This is a genomic window from Archangium violaceum (assembly GCF_016887565.1).
GTDB lineage: Bacteria > Myxococcota > Myxococcia > Myxococcales > Myxococcaceae > Archangium > Archangium violaceum_B.
Window position 1 is genome coordinate 396,841 of sequence record NZ_CP069396.1, and the last position, 19,834, is coordinate 416,674.

16 protein-coding genes are annotated in these 19,834 nt (G+C 70.2%); 9 read left to right on the forward strand and 7 right to left on the reverse strand.

Features of this window, described 5'->3' with window-relative positions; translation table 11 throughout:
- Window positions 1-70 precede the first annotated feature (70 nt).
- From JRI60_RS01715 to JRI60_RS01725, 3 genes are all read left to right on the forward strand, one after another.
- On the forward strand, window positions 71-1,375 hold the full coding sequence (locus JRI60_RS01715) for a cytochrome P450 (protein ID WP_204224055.1): 1,305 nt from the start codon (window positions 71-73) through the stop codon (window positions 1,373-1,375).
- Between the two features lie 178 nt (window positions 1,376-1,553).
- Window positions 1,554-2,177, forward strand: coding sequence for a DUF3304 domain-containing protein (locus JRI60_RS01720; protein ID WP_204224056.1), 624 nt, complete (start codon window positions 1,554-1,556; stop codon window positions 2,175-2,177).
- Window positions 2,167-4,053: a T6SS phospholipase effector Tle1-like catalytic domain-containing protein gene (locus tag JRI60_RS01725; protein WP_204224057.1), complete on the forward strand. Its 1,887-nt coding sequence runs from the start codon at window positions 2,167-2,169 to the stop codon at window positions 4,051-4,053. Before JRI60_RS01720 ends, JRI60_RS01725 begins: the two co-directional genes overlap by 11 nt.
- Window positions 4,054-4,099: 46 nt before the next feature.
- Here the strand turns inward: JRI60_RS01725 and fdhD are convergent, their stop codons facing one another.
- From fdhD to JRI60_RS01740, 3 genes are all read right to left on the reverse strand, one after another.
- Window positions 4,100-4,984 carry a formate dehydrogenase accessory sulfurtransferase FdhD gene (gene fdhD, locus JRI60_RS01730; RefSeq protein WP_204224058.1) on the reverse strand — a complete coding sequence of 295 codons (885 nt, stop codon included), beginning with the start codon at window positions 4,982-4,984 and terminating at the stop codon, window positions 4,100-4,102.
- 64 nt (window positions 4,985-5,048) lie between these two features.
- Window positions 5,049-5,558 (reverse strand): molybdopterin-guanine dinucleotide biosynthesis protein B, encoded by a 510-nt coding sequence (gene mobB, locus JRI60_RS01735; RefSeq protein WP_239470289.1) that lies wholly within the window; start codon window positions 5,556-5,558, stop codon window positions 5,049-5,051.
- The gene (locus JRI60_RS01740) at window positions 5,558-6,799 is read right to left on the reverse strand and encodes a molybdopterin molybdotransferase MoeA (protein WP_204224060.1); all 1,242 of its coding nucleotides are present in this window, start codon (window positions 6,797-6,799) and stop codon (window positions 5,558-5,560) included. Before JRI60_RS01740 ends, mobB begins: the two co-directional genes overlap by 1 nt.
- 80 nt (window positions 6,800-6,879) lie before the next feature.
- On the opposite strand from JRI60_RS01740, the gene mobA reads away from it, so the two are divergent.
- From mobA to JRI60_RS01765, 5 genes are all read left to right on the forward strand, one after another.
- Complete coding sequence (gene mobA, locus JRI60_RS01745; RefSeq protein ID WP_204224061.1) at window positions 6,880-7,506, forward strand: molybdenum cofactor guanylyltransferase; 627 nt, start codon at window positions 6,880-6,882, stop codon at window positions 7,504-7,506.
- Window positions 7,507-7,597: 91 nt separating this feature from the next.
- A complete protein-coding gene (locus JRI60_RS01750) occupies window positions 7,598-9,994 on the forward strand; it encodes a hypothetical protein (RefSeq protein WP_204224062.1) in 2,397 nt (798 codons plus the stop codon).
- A 4-nt stretch (window positions 9,995-9,998) separates the two neighbouring features.
- Window positions 9,999-13,094: a CHAT domain-containing protein gene (locus JRI60_RS01755; protein ID WP_204224063.1), complete on the forward strand. Its 3,096-nt coding sequence runs from the start codon at window positions 9,999-10,001 to the stop codon at window positions 13,092-13,094.
- A gap of 242 nt (window positions 13,095-13,336) precedes the next feature.
- On the forward strand, window positions 13,337-13,906 hold the full coding sequence (locus JRI60_RS01760; RefSeq protein ID WP_204224064.1) for a hypothetical protein: 570 nt from the start codon (window positions 13,337-13,339) through the stop codon (window positions 13,904-13,906).
- Between the two features lie 123 nt (window positions 13,907-14,029).
- Entirely contained in the window at window positions 14,030-14,812 is a 783-nt protein-coding gene (locus tag JRI60_RS01765) for an SDR family NAD(P)-dependent oxidoreductase (RefSeq protein ID WP_204224065.1), read from the forward strand.
- A 100-nt stretch (window positions 14,813-14,912) separates the two neighbouring features.
- On the opposite strand, the gene JRI60_RS01770 is transcribed toward JRI60_RS01765, so the two are convergent.
- Together JRI60_RS01770 and JRI60_RS01775 are read right to left on the reverse strand one after the other, a co-directional pair.
- Window positions 14,913-15,980, reverse strand: a complete 1,068-nt coding sequence (locus tag JRI60_RS01770) for a hypothetical protein (protein WP_204224066.1) — start codon at window positions 15,978-15,980, stop codon at window positions 14,913-14,915.
- A gap of 98 nt (window positions 15,981-16,078) precedes the next feature.
- The gene (locus JRI60_RS01775) at window positions 16,079-17,188 is read right to left on the reverse strand and encodes an esterase/lipase family protein (protein ID WP_204224067.1); all 1,110 of its coding nucleotides are present in this window, start codon (window positions 17,186-17,188) and stop codon (window positions 16,079-16,081) included.
- 471 nt (window positions 17,189-17,659) lie between these two features.
- On the opposite strand from JRI60_RS01775, the gene JRI60_RS01780 reads away from it, so the two are divergent.
- Window positions 17,660-18,175, forward strand: a complete 516-nt coding sequence (locus JRI60_RS01780; protein ID WP_204224068.1) for a hypothetical protein — start codon at window positions 17,660-17,662, stop codon at window positions 18,173-18,175.
- A 1-nt stretch (window position 18,176) separates the two neighbouring features.
- Here the strand turns inward: JRI60_RS01780 and JRI60_RS01785 are convergent, their stop codons facing one another.
- Entirely contained in the window at window positions 18,177-19,022 is an 846-nt protein-coding gene (locus JRI60_RS01785; RefSeq protein WP_204224069.1) for an ankyrin repeat domain-containing protein, read from the reverse strand.
- A 71-nt stretch (window positions 19,023-19,093) separates the two neighbouring features.
- Window positions 19,094-19,774 carry a hypothetical protein gene (locus tag JRI60_RS01790; RefSeq protein WP_239470290.1) on the reverse strand — a complete coding sequence of 227 codons (681 nt, stop codon included), beginning with the start codon at window positions 19,772-19,774 and terminating at the stop codon, window positions 19,094-19,096.
- Between the last annotated feature and the right edge of the window lie 60 nt (window positions 19,775-19,834).

The following is a 19,834-nucleotide window of genomic DNA, read 5'->3' on the forward strand; positions in this document are numbered from 1 at the left end:
ACGGGGGGCGGCTGGACCTGGAGGGCCCGCCCTTCGTAGCCTCGGGGAGACCATGCCGCTTCCTCCCCTCATGGGCAGACAACTGCCCGTCATCGGCCACTTCCCCTACATCCACGGGATTGGCGTCGACTCGTTCGCCTTCTTCCTGGAGGGCTATCGCCAGCACGGCCGTATCTTCGCGGTGCGGGACACGTTCAACACGTTCGCGGTGTTGCTCGGGCCCGAGGCCAACCGCTTCGTGCTGGAGCGCGAGACGCCGCACCTGTCGTGGGGCGCGGCCTACGGCGCGGAGGGCTCGCGCGTCATGGGCCCCACGGCGCTGGCCCTGCAGGATGGCGAGGAGCACCGGCGCCGGCGCACGCCGATGATGTCCTCGTTCCGGCACCAGAACATCGCGGCGTTCTCCGACACCATGGTGGAGCTGGTGCGCTCGCAGACCGAGACGTGGAAGGAAGGCCAGCCGTTCGACTTCGTCGGCGAGGTGAGCGAGCTGACGTTCCGGGTGGCCTGCGCGTTCCTGCTCGGCGTGCAGGTGGGGGAGGACTACCCGCGCTTCCGGGACATCTACAAGAAGATGTTCCGCCCGGTGGGGCTGGCGTTGCAGGCGGCGGGGCTGCCGTACATGCAGCGCTACCGCGACCAGCTGGGGCGGCTGTCCGCGAGCTGGATCGCCGACCGGCGTGCCCGCCCGCGCGAGGACATCATCAGCCGGCTGCTGGAGGCGGGGCTGGATGACAAGGACGTGATGGCGCAGGTGCTGATGCTGATGTTCGCCGGGCATGACACGACGAAGCTGTCGCTGTCGTGGACGGTGGCGACGCTGCATCAGCATCCGGAGTACCTGAAGCGGGTGCTGGCCGAGCAGGATGCGGTGCTGGGAGACGGTCCCATCACGGCGGAGGCGATGAAGAGTCTGCCGGTGCTGGAGCGGGCCATCCGCGAGGCCAACCGGCTCTACCCGCCGGTGTCTTTGGCTCGGCGCGGGGTGCTGGAGGAGTTCGAGCTGGGGGGCTACACGGTGCCCAAGGGCTGGATGGTGATGTACCTGCCGAGGGTGTCGCACCATCTGCCGGACGTGTTCAACGAGCCGGAGCGGTACGATCCGGACCGGTTCGCGGCGCCGCGAGAGGAGCACAAGCAGCCATACGCGATGGTGGAGTTCGGAGGCGGGTACCGCACGTGCATCGGTAAGGAGCTGGCGCTGTTCGAGGCGAAGGTGGTGCTGTCGTACCTGCTGAGGATGTTCTCGTTCGAGCTGGTACCGGGGCAGCGGATCGAGGCGGGGAACTCCGGGGCGATGACGAGTCCGAAGAACGGAGTGAAGGTCATCGTGAAGAGAACGGGCCGCCGGGTGCCGATGGAGAAGGCCGCGTAACCACCCACCCTCTCCCTTCGGGAGAGGGACGGGGTGAGGGTAAAGAGTCCCCCGGGTTGACTCCGTGTATGCCCCCTCTCCCTCTGGGAGAGGGCTGGGGTGAGGGTCTACCCATCCCTGTGAACGGGTTCACACGCCATCCAGAGCCCGAGTGCTAGTGAAAAGCCGTGGACAGGGGATGCGCGAGCGCAAGGGAGGGTTCATGAGGAGCGAGTTCGCGGGCTGTCAGCAAGCCCGGTGGGTACCGCGCGCGGCGCATTTGGGGTTGCTGGTGGGAGGGCTGCTGCTGGTTCTGCCCGGCTGTAAGCAACCCAAGGAACCCAACGCCGGAGCGAAGCCGGGCGGAGCGCCTGAGCAGACCAACGAAACACCTCGACTGGACAAGAGGGTCTCGTTGACGCTCATCGGCTTCAACTACACGGATTTGTACATCGACAGCTTCTCTGTGAACGGACAGGGCGGGGGAAACATCTATGTCAGCTCCCCGACTTCCGGCGGCGGAGGAAGCGTGTGCTGTGTAGGCTTCTCGCCGAACAGCAAGCTGCCACTGCAAGTGAAGGTCAGGTGGACGCGGGATCGGCGGCGCTGGTGCGAGAAGGAGGTGCTGATCACGGGCCCCGTGCCGGCCTCACCCGAATACCTCGCGGTGCATTTCTTTCCCGACGGACGTATCGAGGGCGAAATCACAGAGGAGTACCCAGAGGTGAAGCTTCAACTGCGAAACGTGGATGATGGTAGGCGCAAGGCCTCGGGGAACACCGTGGCGGATGAGCAGACGGCGAGGTGCCAGGATGGCTACTAAAAAGCTGGTGGCTCGGAAGCACCCAGCCCTGAAGCAGTCTCAGGACGCGCTGCGCCGCTCGGCGGAGCTCGCGGACGTGACGACCCAAGGGACCGCGCCTGTGCCCATCGTTTCGGGTGAGAGAGCCAGTGTCCCCTCCAACGCCACGCGCTCCACGGGCCCGCAGGATCTCTGGCTCACCTTCTTCTTTGACGGTACCGGCAACAACCTGGACGCAGATCAGGGAAACAACGAGCACAGCAACGTGGCGCGGTTGTACCTGGCTCATCAACGAGAAGACCCGTCGAACGGAATATTCCGTATCTACATCCCCGGCATTGGCACGCTCTTCAAGGAGATCGGTGACCCCGGTGGGGGGATCATCGGTCCCGGCTTCGGCGGACGGGGCGAGGCGCGTCTGCAGTGGGCGATGAAACGGCTGGAGACGCACGTCAAGAAGGCGGACAGCAAGGTTCGCGTTCATGTGGCGCTGTTCGGCTTCTCGCGCGGGGCCACGTTGGCACGCGCTTTCGCCCTGCGGATCGCCGCGCGCTGCAAGAAGAAGGACTGGATCTATCACTTCATGCCGGGAGGCCAGCCCATCAGCGTGTACTTCATGGGGCTGTTCGACACCGTGGCCTCGGTCGGCATGGCGATGAGCGCGAACAATGGTGGGGCAATCGGTGCACTCAGTGCGCGGACCGCGATGGGGCTTCGTTACGATCTCACCCATCCGAATTCGCCCTGGCGCATCGCGGGAGGCGAGGAGCCAGGGGCGGATCCCGCATCGGGTTCGCGCCATGGCCATGAGGCCTGGGCGAAGGACCTGCGCATCCACCCGATCGTGGAGCAGTGTGTCCACCTGGTGGCTGCTCATGAGATCCGCAACTCCTTCCCGCTCGACAGTGTCCTGGATGGATTCTTCTACCCGGACAACTGCTTCGAGATCGTCCTTCCCGGAGTCCACTCGGATGTGGGCGGAGGCTACCGTCAGGGTGAAGGAGCGCGAAGCTCGATGCTGAGCCTCATCCCGCTGCGGATGATGCATGACACGGCCAGCATGGCGGGAGTCCCCCTGATCCAGAGATTCAGCACGGAGCAACAACTGAAAGACTTCGGGCTGGACGCGGGCGGCTCGAAGCGCTTCGGGACGCTCCTGGCTCGTTTCAATCACTACATGAAGGCGGTGGACTGCGCGAGCGATGCTGGGTTGGGGCGCAAGGTCCTGGCCCACATGAAGCTCTACTATCGATGGCGGTTCTACAAGATCGCTCGTGACCTGAAGGCGCGTCTGGCTGGGCGCCCCACGCAAGACGAGAGCCGTCTACACGCTTCCGAACCACGCTGGGCCGCGGAGAAGAAGAAACAGGCTGCCCGAATGGAGGCGCTGAAGAACGAGGAGATGAAGCAACGGGCAGCGGCGGGAATGTTCATGGGTCCCGGCATGGGTCCGGCGATGCTTCTCAAAAGCCAGGCCGACAGCATGGCGGAGTTCCTCAAGCTCGCGGAGCAGAAGAAGGACGAGTATCTCGTGGTCAAATCCATCCACGACACCATCCCGAGCTCGGATGGATCGTTGGCGAAGAATCTGAGCCTCTACGATGACCAGCTCATGGCGGATGCTTGCATGCTCAAGCTCCTGTCCAAGGTCAGGAAGCTTCGCCCGCATTACCGGGCGCTGCTCGAGGCTTTCGAGGACGAGTTCGACCACGGCAAAGGGTTGCGCGACGAGATGATCATCGGATTCTTCGATGACCATGTTCATGACTCGCTGGCCGGATTCGCCGGTGACGCGACGCTGCCTTCCGACCCTCGCGTCATCTACCGGGGAGGGGACAGCAAGATGCGTTACGCCGTGAATCAGTCCGCGAAGACCTCGGTCTCCGAGCTCGCCTGAGCGGCCCAGGTCTGGGCAAGGTCGCTAGCGTCCTTCTCCGTCAAACTCACTCCGCGCGGATGCGCTCGGGATGACTGTACACATTGAAGCGCCCCTCCCGGACGAAGGTGGCCAGCGTGATACCCGCCCGCTCCGCCAGGTCGATGGCGAGCGAACTGGCCGCGGAGACGCTGGCCACCACGGGGCACCGGGCCATGGCGGCCTTCTGGACGATCTCGAAGCTGACGCGGCCGCTGACCACGAGCACGATGGGCCGGGCCTCGGAAGGCCGCGAGGCCCGCGCGGAGCGCAGCCCGTGCTCGAGCACCATCGCCCCCACGACCTTGTCCACGGCGTTGTGGCGGCCCACGTCCTCGAAGGCCGCGAGCACATTCCCCTCCACATCGAGCGCCGCCGCGGCATGGACTCCGCCGGTGCGGGCGAAGTTGGGCTGAACGGTGCGCAGGTGCTCGGTGGCGCGGGCGAGCACCGAGGCGGGAATCTCCGGACCCGGAGGCACGGGGCTGCACGCGGCCATCAAGTCATCCACGCTGCGCCGGCCGCACACGCCACACGCCGAGGTGGTGAGCGTGCCGCGCCTGGAGGTGCCCACCTTCTCCAGGTCGATGACCAGTCCGGGCGCCGGCGTCACCTCGACGATGTTGCCGTAGCCTTCCTCGCCGGGCCTGCCGCAGTGGGCGAGGCCCCCGAGATCCTCGGCGGAGTGGATGAGGCCCTCGGCGAAGAGGAAGCCCGCCACGAGGAACCTGTCCGCGCCCGGGGTGCGCATGGTGACGGCCACGGTGTCTCCGCTGATGCGGATGTCCAGCGGCTCCTCGATGGCCACGGTGTCCGGCTCGGCGGGCGCGAGTGGGGTGTCCGGAGTGTGGCGCAGTACGGGACGCCGGGTGACTCCGGCGGGGAGCGGGGAGCGGCGTTTGTCCTCGGTCATTGCACAGGCCCTGGGACCCTCACCCCGTCCCTCTCCCGGAGGGAGAGGGGAGGTGGGCACGGGTTCAATTCGTTGCTCGCAGGCTCCCGTCTCGGAGGCACTGCTGGATGAAGGCCGCGATGTCTCGCACCGCTTCCGGGGAGAATCGTCGCGTCCCCTCCGGCACGGGGGCATCGCCCACCACGGCGAGCACGTCCTGTCGCTCCGCCGCCAGCAGCGGTCCGAGCCCCTCGCGCCACACCTCGAGCTTGGGCAGCGGCCCCTGCTTCCACCCCTCCACCAGCACCAGGTCCACCAGGTCGGCGAAGCGGGCCAGCAGGGACAGCACGGGCTCGGCGGGCTCGGGGAGGGTGAGCTGCACTCCCGCGGGGGTGGCGAAGGCGACGAACGCGGCTCCGGAGGCGGCGTGGCGCTCGGTGTCACTGCCCTCGGGGTGGAGCGGGTGCGGGTGGGACGAGTGTTTCACCACGCCCACGCGCAGGCCCCGTTGACGCAGCTCGGGCACCAGCCTCGCGAGGAGCGTCGTCTTCCCCGAGCCGGACCAGCCGACGATGGCGAGCGCGGGCGGATGCATCACGGCTCCACGGGGAGGTGGCGCGGGTGGTCGAAGCGCTCGAAGTCCACCGTGTCGCCCGAGGCGAAGTCGGCGCGGCCCGGAGGCAGGACGGCGTAGCCCTCGGCGCCGATGTTCTGGAGCATGTGCCCACCGCCCTGCTGGCGCAGCCGCGTCCACACCTGTCCGTCCTCGCGGAACTCCAGGCTGGCGCTGATGAGGTAGGTGAGCCCGGCCTGCTTGTCGCGCCCCTCGTCGAGACGGACGCGCAGGCGCTGGCGCTCCTCGGTGACGCCCTGGTGTCGCAGCAGCAGGGGCCGGGCGAGCTGATCGAAGGCCACGGTGGCGGCGCCGGGCGTGCCGGGGAGCACGACGACGGCGGTGGTGCCGAGCCTCGCCACGGCCACGGGCTTGCCGGGTTTCATGGCCACGCCATCCACCAGGAAGGTGGCGCCCAGCCCGGCGAGCACGCGCTTCACCCGGTCCTTGTCTCCCACCGAGGCGCCCCCGGTGGTGACGAGCACGTCGGCGCCGCCGGCCAGCCGCTCCAGGGCCGCGCGCAGCTCCTGGTCCTCATCCCGGGCGCGCTCGAGGGCGACGACGCGGGCCCCGGCCTCACGGGCCATGGCACCGACGAGGACGAGGTTGCTCTCGTACACCTGGTGGGGAAGGGCGGGTGAGCCAGGCGGAACGAGCTCGTCCCCGGTGGCGAGCACGGCGACGCGCGGCGGCGGGCGCACGAGGACGTGCGTGTCACCCAGCGAGGCGAGCAGACCGAGCACGGAGGCCTCGAGGCGCTGTCCGGCGCGCAGCAGGGGCGTGCCGGCGAGGAGGTCCTCCCCCACGGGGCGGATGTCCTTGCCGGGCGGGACGGCGACGCAGATGTCGACGAGGCCCTCACCCGACACGACGGTGGCCTCCTGTCGGACGACGGCATTGGCGCCCTCGGGGAGCGGGGCGCCGGTGAAGATGCGCGAGGCCTCGCCGGGCCGCACGGGGCGCGAGGGCAGGTGGCCGGCGTAGATGGCGTCGACGACGCGCAGGCGCGCGGGACGGTCGCGGTTGGCGCCGGAGGTCTCCTCGGCGCGGACGGCGTAGCCATCCATGGCGGAGACGGGGCAGCCGGGGAGCGAGCGCGAGGCGACGACGTCCCGGGCGAGGAAGCGGCCGAGGGCCTCCAGGAGGGGCACGGGCTCGGGGGGCGCGGGGCGGAGCGCGTCGAGGGCGGCCTTCCGGGCGGTGGGGAGGGGAGTGAGGGACATGGGTCGTCGGGAGTCGGGGCAGAAGGTAGCCTTCTCCGGCGGGTGGCGCACGGGGAGACCCGGGGCCGGGGAGTCATGGCGTGAGCGATAGGGAACGAAGCGGGGCGGAGTACGCGGACGTGACGCTGGCGGTGATCGCTGGTGGACGGGGCGAGCGGTTGGGCGGGGTGGCCAAGGGCCTGCTGGAGGTGGAGGGACGGCCGGTGCTGGCGAGGCTGTTGGACCTGGGGCGGCTGTTCGAGGGCGTGCTGCTGGTGGCGAACGACCCGGGGCCCTACGCGCGCTTCGGGGTGCGGACGGTGGAGGACGTGGTGCGAGGGCGGGGCGCGCCGGGGGGGGTGCACGCGGCGCTGGTGGGCGCGAGGACGGAGTGGGTGCTGGCGGTGGCGTGCGACATGCCCTTCGTGGCGGAGGCCGCGGTGCGGGTGCTGCTGGGCGAGCGGGGCCCCGAGGTGGACGCGGTGTGCTTCACGGTGGAGGGCCGGGTGGAGCCGTTGCTGGCGGTGTACCGGCGCGAGCTGGCGGGCCCGTGGGGCGAGGCCCTGCGCGCGGAGGAACCCTCCCTGCGCAACCTGCTCTCCCGCTGCCGGGCGAGGCTGCTCCCCGAGGCCGCACTGCGAGTCGTGGACGCGGGCGCACGCTCCGTGGTGAGCGTCAATACGCCGGAGGACCTCGCTCGCTACCTGGCCCGGCTCCCTCCTACCTAGGCCATGCCTTGCCGGGACGCGTCAGGCACGGGACACTGACGGTGAATCGACGTGCCGTCCAGTACGGGTTGTCCAGCGGGTGGAGCTGCAAATGGGTGAAGGTTCAAAGGTGCGCGCGCCGCGAGGTCTCGGAGTCTTCTTCGCCGCAGTGGTGCTGCTGTTCTCGGTGGAGACCTGGGCGCAGGGGGCGGGCAAGGGCGGGTCTCTCGTCTTCCGCGGGCTCGACGAGCAGCCGCTCCGGTTGCAGCTCGACTCCGCTCAGCTCGACCACAAGCTGTTCATCGACGAGACGGGCAACGTCCAGGTCGACAAGGCCCAGCTGCTCGTCTCCGACTTCAAGGACGAGTCGGGGGTGACGGCCTACCCCGTGCAGGTCATGACGGCGGATGGGAGCAAGGAGCTCGACGAGTTCTCCCTCGCGCCGATGAAGTCCCAGGCCGTCCGGCTCGTGACGGACATCGTCACTCCGGGCACCTACACGGCCACGCTCTCGCTCGTCTACGGCGGAGCCCCTCATGCCACCACGCAGATAGTGGTGACCCGCCCGCGCCCGGCGCTCAACGTCGAGCTCGACGAGGTGGTGGCGCGCGGTGACGCCGATGTCCGCGAGTACCGGAGCTCGGCCGTGGTCGACCTCGTCCTGCGCGAGAAGGACGGCCGGCCCGTCAAGCTCTACCCCCCGACGCTCGCGAAGCTGACCCTCAAGAGCGGCTCGGCTCCCGTCGTGTTCCAGACCTCGGCCCGGGTGGAGCTCGCGGGCGCCGGGGACACGCACGGCGATGCGCCCTCGCTGCTGCTCGACCGGAGGCAGACGAAGCCGCTGCGGCTCATGCTCTCCGAGCTGCGCGGGGCGGGCCAGTACGAGGGCACCCTGCGCATCGCCTCGGCGGATGCGCCGCCCGTGGAGAAGACCTTCACGCTCTACCTGCGCGAGCCCTTCTGGGTCGCGCTCGCGCTCATCGCGTTCGGCGTCATCGTGTCCTTCTTCGTCCGCGTGTACCTGACGAAGGAGCGCCCGCGGCTGGTGCTCCAGCACCGGGTGCTGGGTCTGGCCCAGGCCCTGGAGGCGATGAAGGCGTCCGCCGATGCCCAGGGTCGCGAGCTGGCCCAGGCCCTCCAGCAGCTCGTCACCCTGGCCTCCCAGGGGCTCTCGGCCTTCACGGTGAACATCACCGCCGAGCAGGTGGAGCTGCTCGAGCGCAAGGTGTCCTGTGCCCGTGACTGGCTGCGGCTGCGGCGCTCCGTCGACGAGATGCACCCGGAGAGCCTGCGGAGCGGGCCCCTGGCGAAGCTCGCGGACGTGGAGCGGCTGCTGCGCCACCCGGGCACCACCGGGGCCCAGCTGGAGACCGCCGAGGCCACGCTGTCGAACCTCCCCGGGGAGATGGAGGCGGCGATGCGCCAGCACCTCACCGAGCGGCTCGAGTCCTTCAACAAGGAGCTGAGCGCGACGATGGCGACGAGGGACCCCTTCGCCGCCACGACCAAGAAGCTGGAGCAGCGGGTGAAGCCGTTGCTGGAGCAGGCGAGCGCCCAGGTGACGAAGGACCTGCGCGCGGCCTTCGCGGCGTTCGACGAGGCGCGAGCGGCCCTGGCCTCGCTCCTGGCGGACGAGCTGAGCGCGTCGCTGGCGGGGCCGGCTCCGACCTTCCTCACCGCGCCCGAGTGGAGCGAGCTCAAGGCGCAGGTGGAGGTCTTCCTGGCGCCGCTGCGGCAGTTGCTGGCGCCCTCGGCGGAGGCGGCGGTGACGGCCTACGAGAACGGCCTGTCCTTCTACCTGCGCACGGTGGGGCGGGCGCTGTACGACGCGGCGGGCAAGCAGCTCCAGGCCCTGGGCGAGGGGCAGACGCAGCAGAAGGAGCGGGTGGAGCGCGCACGGACGGGCGCCGAGAGCTGCCTGCGGCTGCTCGGGGAGCGGAAGCTCTCCGAGTCCCTGCGCGTGCTGGGCGAGGCCCGGAAGGACTTCGCGTCCGCGAACGTCCCGTCCACGGGCATGCGGATGGGAGGCACCCAGACCTCGACGTCGGCACCGGCCCAGGCGCAGCCGCCTCAAGGCCCGAGCCCGATTCCCGAGTGGCTGGTGGACAACGTGGCGCTGCGCCTGCCGCGGCTCGAGGGACGCGCCCCGGCCGAGGGTCTGGCCATGCTGGAGAAGTGGCTCCGCTTCGCGGACGGAGTCATCCTGGTCATCATGTTGGGGGTGGCCTCCGTCGCGGGCCTCAAGTTGCTCTGGCAGGACAATCCGACGTGGGGCGGTATGAATGACCGGCTCCTCGCCCTGCTGTGGGGCTTCGGCTTCCACCAGGTCTCCTACTTCGCCGGGCTCGGCGGACTGCTCGAGCGCATCCTCAAGGCCACGCCCACGGCGGCGCTCACCTCGGGTCAGGCGGCAGCGCCCGCCCAGGAGCCTGCGCCTGCCCCCGCGCCCGCGCCTGCTCCTGCTCCCGTGCCGCCTCCGCTGCCTGGGGGACAGACTCCGGTGAAGTGAAGCCATGGGCGCCACCCGGTACCACCGTAGCGACCTGCGCATCGTCTTCCGGCCACGCGAGGACGGTGGGTTCGTGGCCCGGGTTCGGGTGGGGCGCGAGCTCCGGGAGTACGGCTTCGAGCCACGGACCGCCGCACTCTGGGGCAGGGGGCTCCCCTCGGCCCTCGAGCTCTCCCTGGCGCTCGGGCTCGACGAGGCGCTCGAGTCGCTCGTGGCCGCAGATTCCGAGGCGCGCCTCTTGGACGAGACGGGGACGTCGCGGTTCCTGCCGCGGGTGGTCCTCGACATCCAGGATGCGCGCCTGGCCTCCATCGACTGGGAGACCCCGCTACGGGAGTGGATGCCGGACGTCCAGGTCGTCCGGGCCTCGCCGGTGCGTCCCCGGGCCGAGCGCATCCCGCTCACGCTGCCGCTGCGAATCGTCGAGGTTGGTGGAGGCCCCAGACGCGCGCCCCGGACCCAGCGTCCCGGCATCGTCCGAGAGCTGGTGTCCCAGGTGTTCCGCGCGACCACCGGATGGGAGCGGGCCGTGGAGGTGGGGCGGTGCGAGACACCGGAGTCGCTCGCCAGCTTCCGCGAGGACTCGGGCTGGCGCACCGCGGAGGTGCTGCACTTCCAGGGGCAGCCTCGCATCGCGAGGGAACTGACGAGCGTCTTGAGCACGGCCTCGCCCGACGAGCCCGGGACGCTGGGCTGGCTGCTGCGGCTCACCGACTCGTGGCAGACGCGGCTGGTGGTCATCGAGGACGACAGCTGGCCCGGCGTGCTGCTCCGCCGCCTCGCCCAGGCCCTGGTGGAGCGTGGGGGGCCGGCGGTGCTGCTCGCGCTGAGAGCCTCGGGCGACTGGCGCCAGCGGCTCTACGAGGGGCTCGTCCACGACATGCCGCTCGACGCCATCCGGCAGGAGCCTGGCCTGTCCCTCTTCGTGGGAGCGGGGCGGGAGGAACTGCTCCGGGTCTCCTCCATCGCGGAGTCGTTGACCAGGCCCGAGGTGGCGGAGGATCTCGTTCGGGAGCTGGAGGCGCGCAACCGCATCGAGCCCCGAGCCCTGCCCGGGCTGCGCAGGATGCTCGAACGCATGAAGGGCCAGCTGGACGGGTGGGTGTTCGACCAGCACGAGCGCGAGGGGGTGCTTCCGCTGTCCCAGGAGCTGGCGTCCCTTCGTGGCCGTCTCAAGGTGCCCAGGCTTTCCACGCCCGGGAGTTGGAGCCTGGAGAGCTTCCTGGGGCCCGAAACGAGTCCCGAGTCACCGCGGCACGTCAACGCTCTCCTCCACGAGGAGGGCGCCGATGGCCGGCCACGGCTCCTCGCTCCGGGCCCCACGCGGCTGACACCGGGGGAGGTGGTCCACCTGGGCGTGCAGCTCGGCCCGCGCGACGAGCTCGTCCGGAACATCGGCACGAGCGCGCTGCTGGAGGAGGCGCTGCACTGGACGGTGGGCGCCGAGGGCCTGTTCTTGGAGGTGGGGGTGACCGGGATGGACTTCGATGTCCTGGGAGACCCGGTCCAGGAGCTGTGGTTGCCGAGGACGGGCGCGAGTGACGCCGTCTTCTTCGCCCTCACTCCGCGCGCGGACACGCGCATCGAGGGCGTGGCGCGGCTGCGCCTGTGCCTCTACCAGAAGGGCAACCTCGTGCAGTCGTTCCGGCTCGCGGCGCTCGTGCGGCGGCCGGGCGAGGAGGAGCCGGACAGGAACGAGCGCGCCCGGCGGCTGGCGTGCGCGCTCGATGTCGACGTGGCGCAGGTGCTCCAGGCGGGGGACGTCGGTTACCTGACGCGGCTGGAGTACGGCGCGGGCGGAGCGCTGTGGTCGCTGCCGGCGCTACCGCCCCGCGCGCTGAGCTTCACCGTCAACCAGAGCGCCGGCCAGGAGGTGGTCACCGTCAAGGGCCAGGACCTCTTCGAGGTGCGGGTCGGCGGCAACCTGGCGGACGTGGTGCGCCGGTTGCGCGACGCGCTCACCTCCGCCTCGACGGACGCGGCCGGCAACTACCGCTTCATTCATCAGGAGCGGCCCAACCAGGGAGACCCCGCGCACTTCGACACGGTGATGCGGGAGCTGGCCCGGCACGGTTGGGACCTCTTCACGCAACTCGTCCCCACGAACAAGGCGCGCGCGCGGGTGGGCTCGGCGCTCGAGGCCGACTTCCAGGTCATCCACGCGGCGCACGTGCACCTGGAGAATGTCATCCCCTGGGCGCTCGTCTACGACCGGTACTACGACGCCGACAACCAGGGTGATGCGCATGCCACCTGCCTGGCCGCGCTCCCGGGGGCCGATGGCGCGCCCGGGGCCCGGGAGTGCGGGGAGCACCCGTCGTGCCCGCTCCACCCGAGCCGCGTGGCCGAGGGCTATTCGGAAGACACCGTGGTCTGCCCGCGCCACTTCTGGGGCTTCCGGCACATCGTGGAGGTGCCGCCCGAGCAGGTGCGGGGGTTGGAGGAGATTCCACCCGAGCCGGCCTCCGCGGTTGCCTGCTCTCGGCCCGTCCAGCTCGTCCTGGGGCAGCACGGGGGCCTCCTCCTGGCGAGCACCCACGCCGAGGAGCTCGAGGTGGCCCTTCGCGCCACGCCTCTGCCCGCGGTCATCGCGCGCGCGGCGGACCGCGACAGCCTGTTGAAGACCCTCAAGGTGGAGCCCCCACCGGACATCGTCTACCTCTACTGCCACGCGCGCGCCCAGGGGCAGCCGGGGGACGACGCACGCGCGCCGAAGGAGCCCCATCTGGAGCTCGGTCCCCAGGGGAAGCTGGGGTGGATCACCGCTTCCCAGGTGGTGGGACCGGAGTGGCCGCACAGGCCGCTCGTCTTCCTGAACGGATGTGGCACGGCCGCCTTCGACGCGACGCAGCCGGCGCAGCTCATCCTCAACCTGATGGCGCGCGGAGCCGGAGGGGTCATCGGGACGGAGGTGACCATCTGGGAGGCGCTCGCCGCCGAGGTGGCCCTGCGGTTCTTCAAGGCGTTCCTCGGCCAGCGTCCGGCCGGCGAGGCGCTCCTCGTCGCGCGCCGCGCGCTCCTGGGAAAGTACAACCCGCTGGGGCTCGTCTACACGCTCTACGGGCACGCGGAGTTGAAGCTGCGCCCAGGAACATCCTGAGGGAGCCTGCTTCGGAGCCACATCTTCTGGATGACCCTTTCGATGTGGCCCCCGTCGAGTCGGAGTCAGGGGGCCGAGAGGGAACGCCCGGGCCTCCGCTCGGGCTGCGAGGCAACGTCCCGGACGTGGTGGAAAAAGGGGGCTCCTCGCGGTGACCGGAGGTGGTTACCGGCGGTGGCGAGGTGCACCCTTGCTGGTAGAGGCCGCTGACAGGCGTGGCGGTCCTGCACAGGGGGTGCATCGTGCCGACGAAGAGCTCACATGTGACGATCGACCATGACGAGATCCGCGAATGGGCGGAGGCGCGCTGTGGACGGCCATCGATGGTGACGGGGACGGGAAGCGAGGACCATGCGGGCATCCTGCGGATCGACTTCCCGGGCTACGGGGGGCGGGGCACGCTGGAGCCCATCTCCTGGGAGGAGTTCTTCGCGAAGTTCGAGGAGAGCAACCTGGCGCTCGTGTACTCGGCGCACGCGCACGGCCACCGGAGCAACTTCAACAAGCTCATCGCGCGCGAGTCGGTGGACCTGGAAACGGGCGAGAAGGTGGGGCTGTCACGCCATCGCCGGAAGCAAGCCGAGCAGGCGGGAGCGAAGCGGACCCCGGCGAAGAAGGCGGGAACGAAGGCCGCCACGCCGCGCCGGACGACCCGGAGCACCCCTGCGATGCTCGGTGAGCGCCGGGCACCTCGGAGCGCGGCGGCGCGCACGGTGCTCGAGACCAAGGGGCGGAGCTCGCAGCGGGGTGGCGCGAGGCAGGACCCCGCCAGGCGCGGCCCGAGCCGGGGTACCCGCTCGCCGAGCCGGTAGCCCACGCGTTCCACCCCGGGTGCAATCGCCCGGCGGAACATTTCGAGGGCAAGAAAACTCGGCAACTCGGGTAAGGTGGAACCACACCAGTCCCCGCTGGTGGCGGAGGGTCATACAGCCTCGATGACTCGATTGAAGGACAAGGTGGCCCTCGTGACGGGGGCGGCATCGGGTATTGGTCGTGCCACGGCGCTGCTGTTCGGCCGCGAGGGCGCGCGGGTGGTGGTCACCGACATCGCTCCCACGGGCGAGCTGGTGGCGCAGGAGATCCGCGCCGCTGGTGGCCAGGCCATCTTCTCCGTGCATGACGTCACGGACGAGGTCACCTGGCAGATGGTGATGGCGCGCACGCTCGACATCTACGGCCGGCTGGACGTGCTGGTGAACAACGCCGGCATCGCCATCTCCCGCTCGGTGGCGGAGATGAGCATGGCCGAGTGGCGCGAGCAGATGGCGGTGAACCTGGACAGCACCTTCCTGGGCACCAAGTACGCGGTGCGCACCATGCGCCTGGGCCAGCGCGGCGGCTCCATCATCAACGTCGCCTCGGTGTCGGGGCTCGTGGGCAGCCCGGGCACCAGCGCGTACTCGGCCAGCAAGGGCGGGGTGCGCATGCTGAGCAAGGCGGTGGCCATGGAGTGCGCGCCGGATGGCATCCGCGTCAACTCCGTCTTCCCCGGCGGCGTGCGCACGCCCATCTGGCAGAACGCGGACTGGTGGGACGGCTTCGTCCAGCAGGTGGGCAACGAGGACGAGGCCTGGAAGAAGCTCGAGGCCGCCTCGCCCCTGGGCCGCATGGGCGAGCCCGAGGACATCGCCGAGGCCATCCTCTATCTGGCCTCGGACGCCTCGCGCTACGTCACCGGCGCCGAGCTCGTCGTGGACGGCGGTTACACCGCGCGCTGAGCCACGCCTCGTACCACCCCTGCCCGCCGGGCGCACTTCGCGCGAACTGGTCTGACAGTCAGACCAGTTGGTGAAAAGCGGGCCCGGAGGGTCTCCCCTCTCAGTTGCGGCCCCACACCCGGGGGCGGGTGTAGCGGAAGAAGCCGCTCTCCTCCTCGTGGGCGATGGTCTCCGCCTCGGTGGAGAAGTAGCGCGTGCGCAGTTCCTGGAGCTTCGACTCCAGCTCGGGGCCCGAGTACTGCTGCGCCAGCAGCTCGCGCTCGGACATGTACTGCGAGCCCACCTCCCAGCGGGCGTCGCGCTGCTGGTCGAGCGAGTCCCAGCGCTTCAGCGCCTCCTCGTCCAGGCCCATCTCCTTGCGGATGGAGCGCAGGTTCTGCGCGCGTTGCTCGGGCGGCATCGCCCCGAGGTCCTTCTGCACCGAGCCCAGGTCCAGGAAGTGGTTCATCAGCTCCTGCTGGTGCGCCTGCGTGTACGCCTGCGTGCCCTCGCCGTACGCCTTGGCGAGGCTCTCCTTGTATTTCGCCATCCGGTCCTGGACGGTGGCGTCGGGCAGCGCGTCGATGGTGGTCAGCGCGTCGGCCACGGCCTGGTTGCGCAGCTCGGCGGCCCAGATCTTCTCCGCCACCTCCTTGCCGAAGAGCTGGTTGCGCTCCTCCCAGACAGCCGCGCGGCGCTCGGCGGCCGGCTTGTCCTGCAGCTCGGAGCGGTGCTCCTTCATCCACTTCTCGTAGTCGAGCCGTTGGCGCAGCCGCTGGGCCAGCTCGTCATACAGCTCGGGGAAGGCCTGCTTCAGGACGGCCAGCAGGTCCGCCTCCCAGCCGGTGGGGTTGAGCTGCTGGAAGTAGCGCATGAGCTGCTCGAGCATCCGCATCTGCGTGTGCGGGTCGCGGATGTGGGCGCCGTAGCGCGAGCGCAGGTAGGAGGCCATGTCCCCACCCGGCTGCCCGAATCCGTCCGGGCCCTCCTGTGCGTCACCCTTCGTCGCGGGTGTGCCCCGGCTCCTGGCCGCGAGGGCCTGGGCGTCAGGGCCCGTTGCCGCCTGGGCTCGCGCCGGGTCCGTCTCCGGCGACGGGCCTTCCGCGGAACCCGGCTTGAAGACGAGCAGGGCGGAGCCGGCGAGGAGCAACACGAAGGCCAGCAGCAGGGGAGCCTTGCGACGGTTCATGGGCGACGTCATCTGGGGAGGGGGCGGAGGCGGGGACAAGGCTACCCCCGGAAGACCCTCGCGCGCACGGGGGGGTCCTCCGGGGGGTGGGGCGTGCGTCAGTCGTAGGCTGCGATGTAGTCGAAGATGGCGGCGTAGAACTCCGGCTCGTCGAAGGTGTCCGGGCCCACGCCCACCACGTCGAGGTGGTCCTGGTTGATGACGCTCGAGGTGGAGGTCATCTGCGCGGAGGTGGGCGCGTTGATGCTGCCCAGGTAGGCGACGTTGGCGTCGTTGGTGACGGAGTCGAAGCCGAAGGTGGACTCGCTGTACTTCAGCCGGTAGCCCATCTGCTGCGAGTTGATGCCCACCAGGCCGTCGTCATCGGCCTCGTTGGCGTAGCCGTCGCCCTTGCCCGCGGCGCCGTCGTTGTCGCAGTCGTCCACGCAGTAGCCGTCGCCGTCGATGTCGTAGAAGAACTCGCTCACCAGGTAGAGCGCGGGGTTCACGCTGCTGCCGTTCTGCGCGGTGATGAGGGACACGTAGCGGGAGGCGTAGCGCGAGTCGATGGGGTTGTTGACGTTGAAGGCCCTGGCGCCGGTCGTCGCCCCGTCGGTGGCGCTGTAGTCGTTGTAGACGAGCTGCTTGGCGGCGGCGTAGCCGTCGTTGCCGGATCCGTAGACGATGTCACCGTAGATCTCCGCCAGGGCGGCGATGACGCTGGTGACGCCGGGCTTGAGGTCCAGGATGTACTTGGCCACGGGCGAGCCGCGGTGGGGCGAGGACACGCTGACGAGCACGGACACCACGGTGTAGCCCTTGCGGGTGTAGAGCACCTTGGCCGCCTTGCGCGCGTCCAGGCCGCCCTGCGAGTGGCCGATGAGGTTCACGCGCGTGGCGCCCGAGCTGGCCATGTAGCCCTCGATGTCGTTGGCCAGGTCCAGGCCACGCGCCTCGGACGTCTGGAAGGGCTGCACCTGGCCCACGAACGTCTTCTGGCCGCCGTCGATGTCCTCGTTGCAGGGCGTCTCGAAGAGGCTGCAGGTGTCGCCGACGAACATGCCGTAGTCGTCGCCCCAGTAGTCATAGCCGAGGATGTTGTCGAAGCCGGCCATGCCGTGGGCGAACACCACGGGATAGGTGGTCTTCGCCGCGCCGGCGTGGGCGGCGGGAGCCAGACCGAGGGCGCCAGCGCAGAGCGCCAGCACGAGCGGGTGCAGCTTCTTCATGGAAACTCCTGTGTCCCTGCCGGGTGGCCCCGGTCAGGGCGTGGGGGGGAAGGCAGTGCGGCGGGCGTATCGGGATGCTCGGGAGCCTCGGGTGAGCCCCGGGCGCATGCTTACCTGAGCAAGGCCCGCGCCAGACTCCATGCGTTGGAAATCCCAGGACGACGCGTTGCGTCACGTCCGCGAAAGTGGAGCATTGATGCACCAGTCAATCTCGCGCTGTGAGGGGCTGAGAAGGCTGGGAACCGTCGAAAGGACAGTGAATCCCAGGGTTTATGGGCACATGTCGCGAACTGTCCTGAAAGAGGACAGTGGGTGTTCCCTGCGTGGACAGTGACCCGGGGGGAGGGAGGGGCGCGAGTCCCCGGGAGCGCGGGGCGGGAGTGGGGGAGGCGGATGAGATGATCCTGCCGTCGGGGCGCGAGCCCCTGTACTGTGAGGGAGCGGGTTCCGGAGGGGAACGTGGCGATCAGGATGAGACTCGACACGATGGCGGGGGAGACGTTCCTCCGCCTGGATGGGGCGGCGCGGCAGGAGGATGCTCCTCGGCTGGCGCTGGTGACGCGCGGGGAGGAGCTCACGCGGCTGCTGGAGGGGGCGATGGCGTTCTCCTTCTCGCACGAGGTGCCGGAGCGTCCCGAGGAGGACGAGGTGGTGGAGCGCTTCCTGCGCGACTGCGCGGAGTACGGCGACGTGCCCGGGCTGCCCGAGCCGCTGCGCGAGGAGATGGCGGAGCACTTCGGCAAGCTGCTGGAGTCGTTGTGGGGGCTGGACTGGCTGGTGTTCGGTGATGCGCGCGAGACGACGCTCCCGGGCGAGCTGCCGATGAGGGGCCGGGCGGTGACGCTGTGCCTGGCGCGCTACGACAGCCCCTCGGTGGAGATGGACGCGCGGCTGCGCCGGTACATGGCGAGCTTCAAGGAGGCGGTGGCGCGCATCCAGGGGCGCTCGGGCCCGAGCGAGGGGGGCGCGGGCGGATTGCTGCACTGACTCAGTTGCGGTCGCCACCCGGGGGCCGCGGGAAGGGCATCTCCGGTGCGAGCGGCCGGTCCTCGCCCACGGAGCCGAAGAGCTGGAGCAGGCCCGGCTTGCCATGCATGCGCGCCAGGGACAGGGCGGAGCTGGCGCGCGCGTTCTGACGGAGCGGATCCGCCCCCGCGCGCAGCAGCAGGTGGATGCAGTCCTCATCTCCCCGCCGGGCCGCCAGCATCAACGGCGTGGTGCCCTCGGTGGTCTCCGGATCCACCTGGGCCCCGGCCGTGAGCAGCAGCTGCACCAGCAGCGCGTGTCTCCGGTCCGCCGCGTAGTGCAGCGGGTGCCAGCCGAAGTCGTCCCGGTCCTCGAAGGGCAGGAAGGTGGAGCTGCGCGCCTCCAGGTTGGCGCCCCGGCGCAGCAGCTCCTCGGCCAGCGCGGAGTGACCCGCGAGCACGGCGCAGGTGAGGGGCGTCTTGCCGTCCGTACCGCCGTACTCGAGCGCCGCGCCCGCCTCGTCCAGCAGGTAGCCCACCAGCTCGGTGCGACCCGTGCCCGCCGCGTGCCGCAGCGCCTCACCGCGCTCGTCCTCTCCCGTCAGGGGCACGAGGAGGCGCGCCGCCTCGAGGTGGCCCCGCTCGGCCGCCAGCATCAGCGCGGTGGTGCCCCGGGTGTCCCTCACCGAGGCGCTCGCGCCGCGCACCAGCAGCAGGCGGACCAGGGGTGCATCGCCCCGCCAGGCGGCCCACATCAGCGCCGTCATGCCCTGGGCGTCTCCCCGGGCGATGGCCCGGGGATTCTCCTCCAGCAGGGCCTCCACCGCGGCGATGTCTCCGCGGCGGACGGCGTCGAACAGGTCGGCCATGAAGTATCCTCCCAGGTGGGGTGACCCGTGGTGTCGGGTGGGAGTCTACGCCGGCCGGAGGGAGGCTACACTCAGCGGGACTGGAGGTGCTTCACGTAGAGGGCCTCGAGCGACTGGAAGTAGCCGCGCTCCTCCCACATGGCGGCGGCGAGCCGCTCGGCGAGCGAGGCCACTTCCTGGTCCTCGTCCTGCTTGGGCGTGCGGGGGGCGCCGTTCCAGTTCTCGAGGGCCTTGGAGAGCTCGTCGACGAGCAGCCGGCTGCCGTCGAAGAGGCGGCGCAGGGCCTGGTTGACGGGGCGCGCGTCCAGCTCCTTGCAGGCGGCGTCGATGGCGGAGTGCACGCGGCGCGCGGTGTCCTCGGTGGCGAGGTTGAGCGCGTCGAGGTCGCCCCGCTCGAGCGCGTGCTGCAGCAGGTAGCCGTGGTGCAGGGAGAGCGAGGCCATGTCCACGCAGTCCTTCACCCAGAGGGCGGTGGCCAGGCGCCGGTAGGCCTTGCGCCAGGCGAGCCGGAGCGAGAAGAGGGCCGCCTTGCTGGCGAACTGCTGGAGGCGGCTGCCCTGACGGGGGTAGAGGCCGGCGAGCACCGTCACCGTGCGATCCGGTGCGGACAGCGCGCGCTCGCGGAGGATGGCGCGCACCATCTGCTCGCGCACGCGGCGCAGCGCGTACTCGTCGAGGAAGGGAACGGGGATGAGCGGGGTGAGGCCGGAGACCACGGCGTGCAGGGCCACGCGCTGCACGCGCGGGGGCACGGCCGACGGAGAGGAAGGTGAAGCCTGGGAGGACATAGGTTGTCGGCGGGGAGTTAGCAC

Excerpts from the sequence above, each read along its gene's own strand:
- JRI60_RS01750 (WP_204224062.1), top strand. The coding sequence starts at position 7,598 with ATGGGTGAAGGTTCAAAGGTGCGCGCGCCGCGAGGTCTCGGAGTCTTC.
- JRI60_RS01765 (WP_204224065.1), top strand. The coding sequence starts at position 14,030 with ATGACTCGATTGAAGGACAAGGTGGCCCTCGTGACGGGGGCGGCATCG.
- JRI60_RS01725 (WP_204224057.1), top strand. The coding sequence starts at position 2,167 with ATGGCTACTAAAAAGCTGGTGGCTCGGAAGCACCCAGCCCTGAAGCAG.
- mobB (WP_239470289.1), bottom strand. The coding sequence starts at position 5,558 with ATGCATCCGCCCGCGCTCGCCATCGTCGGCTGGTCCGGCTCGGGGAAG.
- JRI60_RS01720 (WP_204224056.1), top strand. The coding sequence starts at position 1,554 with ATGCGCGAGCGCAAGGGAGGGTTCATGAGGAGCGAGTTCGCGGGCTGT.
- JRI60_RS01715 (WP_204224055.1), top strand. The coding sequence starts at position 71 with ATGGGCAGACAACTGCCCGTCATCGGCCACTTCCCCTACATCCACGGG.
- JRI60_RS01785 (WP_204224069.1), bottom strand. The coding sequence starts at position 19,022 with ATGGCCGACCTGTTCGACGCCGTCCGCCGCGGAGACATCGCCGCGGTG.
- JRI60_RS01770 (WP_204224066.1), bottom strand. The coding sequence starts at position 15,980 with ATGAACCGTCGCAAGGCTCCCCTGCTGCTGGCCTTCGTGTTGCTCCTC.
- fdhD (WP_204224058.1), bottom strand. The coding sequence starts at position 4,984 with ATGACCGAGGACAAACGCCGCTCCCCGCTCCCCGCCGGAGTCACCCGG.
- JRI60_RS01755 (WP_204224063.1), top strand. The coding sequence starts at position 9,999 with ATGGGCGCCACCCGGTACCACCGTAGCGACCTGCGCATCGTCTTCCGG.
- JRI60_RS01740 (WP_204224060.1), bottom strand. The coding sequence starts at position 6,799 with ATGTCCCTCACTCCCCTCCCCACCGCCCGGAAGGCCGCCCTCGACGCG.
- JRI60_RS01775 (WP_204224067.1), bottom strand. The coding sequence starts at position 17,188 with ATGAAGAAGCTGCACCCGCTCGTGCTGGCGCTCTGCGCTGGCGCCCTC.
- JRI60_RS01780 (WP_204224068.1), top strand. The coding sequence starts at position 17,660 with ATGAGACTCGACACGATGGCGGGGGAGACGTTCCTCCGCCTGGATGGG.